This window comes from Megasphaera paucivorans (assembly GCF_900103535.1).
GTDB classification, from domain to species: domain Bacteria; phylum Bacillota; class Negativicutes; order Veillonellales; family Megasphaeraceae; genus Megasphaera_A; species Megasphaera_A paucivorans.
The window spans coordinates 78,136-86,838 of sequence record NZ_FNHQ01000010.1 but is presented as its reverse complement, the minus strand read 5'-3'; the positions used below and the strand labels follow the sequence as shown (position 1 = coordinate 86,838).

General features: G+C 32.8%; 8 protein-coding genes. All 8 read right to left on the bottom strand.

Going from position 1 to position 8,703, the window contains the following annotated elements; all coding sequences use genetic code 11:
* Nucleotides 1-186: 186 nt before the first annotated feature.
* Nucleotides 187-477 carry a CRISPR-associated endonuclease Cas2 gene (gene cas2, locus BLR11_RS06270; protein ID WP_091649552.1) on the bottom strand — a complete coding sequence of 97 codons (291 nt, stop codon included), beginning with the start codon at nt 475-477 and terminating at the stop codon, nt 187-189.
* A gap of 9 nt (nt 478-486) precedes the next feature.
* Nucleotides 487-1,509 carry a CRISPR-associated endonuclease Cas1 gene (cas1, locus tag BLR11_RS06265; RefSeq protein WP_176762891.1) on the bottom strand — a complete coding sequence of 341 codons (1,023 nt, stop codon included), beginning with the start codon at nt 1,507-1,509 and terminating at the stop codon, nt 487-489.
* Between the two features lie 6 nt (nt 1,510-1,515).
* Nucleotides 1,516-2,178: a CRISPR-associated protein Cas4 gene (cas4, locus tag BLR11_RS06260; RefSeq protein ID WP_091649547.1), complete on the bottom strand. Its 663-nt coding sequence runs from the start codon at nt 2,176-2,178 to the stop codon at nt 1,516-1,518.
* On the bottom strand, nt 2,175-3,032 hold the full coding sequence (gene cas7c / locus BLR11_RS06255) for a type I-C CRISPR-associated protein Cas7/Csd2 (protein WP_091649545.1): 858 nt from the start codon (nt 3,030-3,032) through the stop codon (nt 2,175-2,177). The genes cas4 and cas7c overlap by 4 nt, the downstream gene beginning before the upstream one ends.
* Complete coding sequence (gene cas8c / locus BLR11_RS06250; RefSeq protein ID WP_091649542.1) at nt 3,033-4,853, bottom strand: type I-C CRISPR-associated protein Cas8c/Csd1; 1,821 nt, start codon at nt 4,851-4,853, stop codon at nt 3,033-3,035.
* A complete protein-coding gene (gene cas5c / locus BLR11_RS06245) occupies nt 4,847-5,575 on the bottom strand; it encodes a type I-C CRISPR-associated protein Cas5c (RefSeq protein ID WP_091649539.1) in 729 nt (242 codons plus the stop codon). Before cas5c ends, cas8c begins: the two co-directional genes overlap by 7 nt.
* 21 nt (nt 5,576-5,596) lie before the next feature.
* Complete coding sequence (locus BLR11_RS06240) at nt 5,597-7,780, bottom strand: CRISPR-associated helicase/endonuclease Cas3 (protein WP_091649536.1); 2,184 nt, start codon at nt 7,778-7,780, stop codon at nt 5,597-5,599.
* A 518-nt stretch (nt 7,781-8,298) separates the two neighbouring features.
* Entirely contained in the window at nt 8,299-8,694 is a 396-nt protein-coding gene (gene dhaM, locus BLR11_RS06235) for a dihydroxyacetone kinase phosphoryl donor subunit DhaM (RefSeq protein ID WP_091649533.1), read from the bottom strand.
* Nucleotides 8,695-8,703 lie beyond the last annotated feature (9 nt).

The following is an 8,703-nucleotide window of genomic DNA, read 5'->3' as shown; positions in this document are numbered from 1 at the left end:
CATTTCTACTCACGCACCCCGTGAAGGGTGCGACCGCAAAATATTGTATTTCATCAGCAGTCAACATACACCATACACGGAATGGACTTTTTTTGCTACAAAATTTTATACATAAAACCATAAAAACTAAAAAATTTATAAGCGAACACCTGCAGAATTAGCCATCACTATATGTTCGCCAATTAATCATACAATAATTGTTCCTTCCGGATTATACGTTTGTTTAATTCCAATATGTTCAATACGTTTTCCCCAATTATTTCCAAGATAATAAAATCTGAGACTATCTTTTTCTGGATCAATTATTTTCAACAATCTATTTTTTAATTTCAAAAAACTCGAATAATCTAAATCTGCTTCAAAAACAGAATTTTGTACTCTTTGTCCATGATTTTGACATTCTTTTGCAACTTTTCTAAGCCTAGTTCTTCCCAATTTATCTATAGTGGAAACATCATAACTAATTAAAACCATCATCCCCAACACCTACTTAATTAAAAAACACGGATATTCTTTTATCTCTCCACGAACATATTTAGCAAATAAATTACTTTGCACGTATGGGAATAAACCGAACGCAATTTTTTGTCTTAAATAAGGATGTTCAATAACATTACGTTTTTTTTCTTGCCACCTCGTTAACACTTTCTTACGACCAGTTTCATTAAGCCAAACAACTCCAGATATCTGTTTTGAAAAATCTTTTTCTCCCAAAATTCTAAGATTCAAAAGAGATAATACAAACCTCTCAACAACACATCTCATCTCTTCAACCAAATCACAAGCAAGAGATGCTCGCCCACTCCGCAATGTATGACAATATCCAATATAACTGTCTAATCCTACCGTTTCCAATGCAGCTGCATATTCAATAGTCAATAAAGTATATACAAATGATAAAACAGCGTTAATTTCATCTAAAGGAGGATGTTTAGTCCTAACTGTAAAAGAAAATGATACTTTAGAATTGGTAATAAGTTTATTAAATATAGAAAAATAACTTCTAGCACAATTTCCTTCTATTCCTATTATTGTCTCTATGCTATTTGCAGTTAAAACATTATTAACCCCATCTGCTAAAACCTGTAATGTTTGTTGTATATCAAAATCCATCTTTAAATCAGGCACATCATGTAATGTACGTTTTATTAATTGTCGTGTATTTGCAAATTTTGCGGCCATTGTATTTTGTGCAAGCACAATCGCATTAGAACGAAAACAATCAATCTGGGATACTCTTAAAAAAACATTTCCTTTCGTTTCACCAAACACCTTTGCTAAAAAACGCCCTGATGGCGAAATAAAATTTATGGGTATAGATTTAGAAACGCATTTTCCCATTAAAGCGGGTGAACAACCTATATAACTAAAACAAATAATACTTTCAACATTTTCAAAAGGAATACGTAATTTTATTTCGCCATCAATTTTACAAACTAAGTTTTCTCCATCTAAACTTAAATAAGCTTGTTCATCGGTTACATATACCGTATTTAACAGTTTTCTCATTATCATTTACTCCAATGTTTTCAAAATAGTTGAACGAATTGAGTAAATCGGTTTCATTGAACTCATACAAATATCTCTTAACGAACAACCATTACAGTATTGTTTTTTCTTAATAGGAGGAATGATGCCTTTTGCCATATTAATACGCATTTCCTGAAGAACTGATCGGAGCTTATTATCATATTCTTCAAAATGTTCTTTTAATGGCAATGACACACGTCTTTTCACATCCGCATAATATACAATCGCTTCACAATTACCCCCAAACACGGCATCAACACATATTTTTTGAGCAAATATCTGCATCAAATCTTCTTCATTAAAATTTTCTATCTTTGGTTTTTTGGGTTTATATTCAACAATAGTCAAACTATATTTTTTATCATATCCGGGAATAGTGATTCCCCGTATTGCTTCTTTCACTTCAAGACAATCAACAACTCCATACATATTATAAGGTTCCGCATCAGTATATACAGAAACAGAAGTAAATGTTTTTTTGCCACGCAGAACATAACTATTTTTAAAGTCATGAACTCGTTCGTGTAATAAATTTGCTTTAGTAACAAAAGCATTTTCAGCCCATGATTGATTAATTGTCATTAACCCCCATCGATGCGCACAATATAGATAGTGTTGTATAGATCTAATCGTTATAGCGCTACTCATAGTTTTTTAATAAGCTGTACCCCTTCGGGCATTTGCTCATCTATTTTAATTTCATAATCTGTAAAACTTCTAGGAGGTGTTGCAGATACTTGATTTACCACTATTTTATCAAATAAAACATGAGAAGGACTATTGCCTAAAACAGATTCATGTTTAAAAATATATAATCGGCGCATACACATTTTTCCTCTCGCTGCACTATGATCATTTTCAAACATATTAATAATTGCATTCCATAAAAGAACTAAGTCTTCTTCCGACAAATGTGTCACTTTATTAGCTAATGCTGCGGATACATACCCTTCTGCTCTATATAATGCATACGGAATAATACTTTTTTTACCTATTTCCGTTTCACCCGTTGATTGCCGAACATTTGTTGTTCGCGCCTGACGAGTAATAGTAATATCTTCAACATTTACAGGTGATATGCTACGTGCAAAATTTATCTGCACAGGTCCTCGAACAATACCACACGGATCATTCCCGGTTGACATAACAGCACCAAAAACACGTACATCAAAATAGTTAACACACATATAATCACGCGCTTGTTTTACAACATCAATATTTTTTCCTTTCTCATCTTTCGGAAGGTTTTTGGCTTCATAAGCGTCTGAAAATTTATCGTTTAACGCTTTATCTGGCTTAATAAGAATTTTATACCCAGATGCCTCTTCTTTACACAGCTCAACATAATTACGTATTTTACGTTTTAAACATACATCGGTTATATAACCATAACCCGTTTCTGCATCAACTCTCGGACTGTTCCCCGCATCCGGATCCCCATTGGGATTACCATTTTCTACATCAAACAACATTACAAACTCATATCGATTTTTTAGTGCCATTTATTTTTCCTCCTCTTTCTTTGTATATAAAATTTGATTTTGTTGATAATACCCAATCATGAATTTTCCTTGTTCAACTAATAATAGTGTATCCGGAAATGTTCCATCTAATTCATTAATAATTTCCCCTATAAGTTTATTGTAATAAGGTGCACTCTTAAGTTTACTTAAATGGTTTTGTGCTAATTTCAAAATTTTAGGGAAAATAAATGCAGGTTTAGAAGCTGCGGAAGCAAAATAAACATCTTTAATGGTCCTGTTCAAGTTATTCCCCGAGGCATCTCGCTGAATTTTTTCTAAAACAGCAAACAATCTGCCACTTAAATACGCTGGATTTTTGTTCTCTTTGTCAAGTCCCAATTTCAATTCCTCCTTTTGATTAGAAAATCTTGCCATTCTATTAATACATGCTTTTATAATCCCCGCACGAATTCGATGACTATCGGCAGCAATAGCTTTATCTGTTTTTACTCTTCGTACAATTGTTGCTAATAATGATATGGGATAATTAGCCCCACAAAGAATGGATTCAAATAATTTTGCTAATAAAGCCGGATTAATTTTTTCGACAGAACTTTGAGGTGAGACCAATTCTTTACTCATCTTCCAAAATGATATGGGATGAATATCGGGTGATATTTGCAAATCATTTTGATATTTAGCTACATTTTGTAAAATTTCACCAAATTTTTTATGATAAATAAACTTAATAGCTAATCGAGACGAATTAGGTTTAAATCCGACCATGTAAAAATCAACATTCGTGTCAATATTTCTTGTCGAGGCAATGCGCTCTGCCACTATTTTCCCTCTTTTTGCATCAATAATAAGTTCTCTTAACATATGCACTGTTTGTTCGTCATTCATCGTTTCCGAATTAAAAAAAAGCATATTTTCTATTAACTTTTCACACTCTTCATTCTCATTAACAGCCCAAAACACGGTTGTTAATTCTTCAATTATTTTATGATACTGTTGATTTTTTAATAAAAAATTCAGTGTTTCAGTATACTTTTTCATGGCTAGTTCAGAAATATTGCTATTATAAGATTGCTCATTACCATAAGAACATTCAGCAGGATTTTTATAACTCATCAGTACTGCACCTGTAGCCAAGCCACCAGCAACCCCCTTAATTTTATTATGTATTCTTGCTATATATGCTTCCTTCCCTATAACGGCACATTGTCCTATTCTTTTCTGCCCCACTTCTAATTTTTGTTGCTGATAATAATCTGTCCAATGTTGATTTAATAGTTCATCTTCATGCAATAATTGATTTGGATATCCGGACAAACAAAATGCATACCCCGAGGATGCATACCCTTTATTAAGATTGAGCAACATTGGGTTTTGTGTTTCTTGGTCTGGACTCCAATTTGCTATAAAGGCACGATATGCATTAACGACAGGACTTTTTATTTCTTCTAAAAATTTCAAATTCTTTTCCACAAAATCTGCATGTGATTTCATTGCTTTATTATGTTTGGTATTCGATGTTAAGAAAAATTGTTCCTCATTAGATTCTGATTCATCCAAGCCAAATAAATATACCGGTCTATGTTCAATAATATTAGCATCAATAGTTGGTCTTTGCGTACGAAGAGGAAACAACATATCTTTAGGTATTAGTTTATTCTTTTCTTTTCCTTTTTTATCTTTAACTATTACCCTTTTTCGACAATCAATTATTTCATCAATTTTTCCTTCAGAAGATAGACAGATAAGGTAACTAATACCGACATATGAGTACCCCTCTGCTAATACTTTGCCATTTTTACTTAGTATATCATAATAATCACATAGAGCTTTTATCAACATTTCAAGCCCTCCCTGTATTTTTGGACATCTATAATCCCATTAATCATATGTGGACGATAATAGATTGTTGATGCACAATCAGAAAAAACAGGATTTTCCCAATTATTATTAATTGGTATACCTTTATCATCAAAAACAACTTTATAACTCATATATCCTAAATCAACATCCCCTGCTTTCAAAATAGAATCGCTAATTAAGTTTAAATCGAACTCATCAAGCAACATAATACTTGTAACTGGAAATTCACTACAGCCTAAACAAGGTACTCTAAAATATTGCCCATTAATTAATCGTCTTTTAATAATATTATAATGCTTGTTTTCTGAATTTTGTTCTTTATCATTCTTCACTTTCGTCAATTCAAAATGAAATTCGATTCCATAACATACTTTTTTTAAAATCATAGAAGCACGCTGATTTCGACTAACATCTGTATAAATAGATAAATCAACACGCTCCCCTCGCATTGACTTTTTTAAATTGCTTAATAGCAATTTTTCTTTAACTTCATTACGTCTTACATTAAGAAATTCAATTGAATTAAATACAATAATCTTGTCAATTACATACTTAATAGCCGGTTTCCAATATACACTTTTCAACATACCTTCTAGTGCCCCTGGAGTAGGCACATCATAACTAACTCTTTCTACTTTCATCTCCGGTCTGGTGAAACAAGCATAATTCCCCTTAACCATAATTCGAAATCCAAAGCTCATAATACTGTTTCCTCCCTATTATTAAATAAAACAATCTTTTCCTTCAAACAAAATACCCGTTTCAATATCATAGTAATCACTATTCATTAAACACCAAATTCCGCTGCCAAAATCATTTATCATATGTTGTGTCAACAAATCATCAAATTCTTGTTGATAAATCGTACATGTGTACATTTGTAATTTTCTAACATCAGTTTTCCCAGTATCCTCCAATTCTTTTATAAGGTCACTACTTGTCCGATTGCGCTCTACAACAATAGAAACTGTTTTTGAATCAATTAATTCAAATTTATTTGCATATGATTGAAATGGTATAGACAAAATATCAGTACATTCTTGGTACATAGCCATATTTGTAATTCTATCTTCTTGAGAAAAGAAAAGCATGTCATAATATTCTCGTATACAATCAGCACAAGAAATATTCTCATATTTTTTAATTAACCCTTTCGTTATATTTGCACGTATATCATTAGATATCTTATTTTTTTCACTTTCTAATTGGAAAATATATGTTGTTGCATTTTTTAGTTTTCCTTCCCGATTACACCGACCTCCCGTTTGCAAAATGTTATCTAGTCCAGATAACTCTCGAAAAACCGCACAAAAATCTAAATCTACACCCGCCTCAATTAACGATGTAGATATTACGGTTACTCGAGAATTTTCCGGAACATTTTTCATATTAGGAAAGTTTTTCTCCAAATTCTGTAATTCGTTTTTTATACTAGCGATGGTTTTCATTCTATCAAAAGCAGTCATATATGTAGAAAGATGGAATTTTTTTCCCCTGCAAAGCTCATACAATCTTCTTGCTGTCTTTTTTTTATTAACTACAATTAAACTAGAAACTGATTCTAAGGAGATTGTAATTAATTTTTCATCACTTAAATAACCCAAATCTTTATAATTGCATTTGTCAAAAAGATAAAATAAAGAAGTATCTTCCACCAAATTTTCGATTTTACTCCCCCTTAAAGTATATTTCTTAATTAATTTCTCAAAATCCGGCATAGTTGCTGTCAAAAATACAGCTTCACTATTTAAATAGCTAGTTATATATACAATCGCTTCCAAACACGGCTGTAAAAAATCAATAGGCATCAAATGAACCTCATCAAAAACAAGTACGCTATCCGCCATATTATGCAATTTTCTTAGCTTACCACGTTTATTGGCATAGATTGATTCAAAAAATTGAACTGCTGTCGTAACAATAATCTGTGCATCCCAGTTTTCCGTTGCATTTTTAATAGTTATCCGGTAGTCTTCACTATAACCATCTTTATCTTCATAGGAAAACGTTGATTGATGTCGAAGAATTTCAGCATTTTCTCCAAATACAGATTCAAAAACTTCGGCGGTTTGCTCTATAATACTGTTATATGGAATAACATAAATAATTCTTTTTTTCTTTTTAATAATTGCTTCTTCTAGGGCAAATTTTGCACTGCATAAAGTTTTTCCACTGCCAGTCGGCATATTCATTAAATAAATGCCAGCATCGTGTCCAACTTTTTTATAAACTTGTCCTTGAATTTTTGATCGTGCTTTTTGTAACTCAGTATTACAAACAAATCCAGTAAAGGATTTGTTTATCTGATCCAAACATTTATAAAAATTTGTATGTAGGCTTCTATTCTCAGGGCCTCGGCAAAATTTAGCTGTATCGAGCGAGTCAGCATCAGTTAAACAAGAAAAGCAATATCTAGTAAAAAAAGCATATTTATCTATTAATTCAAATTTATTCTTACAATCACATGATAAATATCGAATAATGTCATTATTATCCATTGGTAAAATTTCTAATTCTTTCTTATAATCATCATAGTTTTCACATTGCCGTTTTATTCTACCATATAAAGTAGTCATATCCGGTGTATCACTAATTGTACCTGCATCTGGAATGCCGGAATGATGTCCAATTATACAATATTCCATCATTAAAGCTACTCCGTTACTATATTTTTCCTTAACCACTTTTGCGCCACTTGTTGAATGCTCTACACGAATATTACTACCATTAATCCTTTTCTGAAACGAAATCTGATATTTTCCCACATCATGTAGTAATCCTAAATTATAAAGCATATCTTTTAAAACGGGTACAGCAAATTCACGGCAAAGATTCGCCGTATTAATACTATGCTCTTTTACAGATTGAATTTCACCTGTAATTTCATTTTTATGTGCTTTATACATAGTTTCACCCACTTATAAAAAGATTATTTTACAAGTCCTACTATACTTTTACGAGCCTATCTATTAGTATAGATTCAGTCATTATTACGTACCAAACAGTATTTCCCCAGCATCCGAAGCGTCTCATATATTCGCTGCACGCAAATATTTCACTCGTTCTTTCAAAATTTCCGCCATATATAACAAAAGGCAGCTATAAGAAGCGCAGGCTCATTAGTTATAGTTACCTTTCTATATGCAATAATGTACATCGTAGTTTTCCCGGAGTTTTAATGACATTCATTTTAGTTTTATAACTAAATATGATAGTTTATTTAAAACTTTTATTTATACATATTATAGCACACTTTTTTTGTTATTATATATTAATATTTTTTTTATGAATTCATCTATAGCTATTTACACGTGATGTTCGCATGATTTATTTTTCAAATTCATTTCCCTAGCTTGTTATGCAAAAACTGCCCCCAAAAGATTAGATTGTTAAGTCTAGCCTTTGAGAGGCAGTTTTCAATTCTTTATTCTATTTTCTCCATGGCCCGCGCTTCCTGTGCCGTCTGCAGCACATCTTCCACGGAACTTCCCGCCGCAGCTTCTACGGCAGCACCGACAGTACCCTCTACAAGGGGAGCATTGGCCAGATACACCGTCTTAGCAAGATCCGGATCCATCATTTCCTTGGCAAGGCCCACGCTCAGGACTGCACTGCCGAGATCCGCCAGCACAACTACACCCTCTCCTTGATTCGCTTCTTCTATAGCAGCCTGGATACGGATCGGATCCGTACCGATTTCTCCTGTTTCCGTCCCTCCGACCGCGATGATCGGCTGATCCTCTCCAGCCATCTGCCCCGCCAAGTCTTTGACACCTTCCGCTATTTTACTGCTGTGGGAAACGATAACAATACCTACCATATGCTCTCA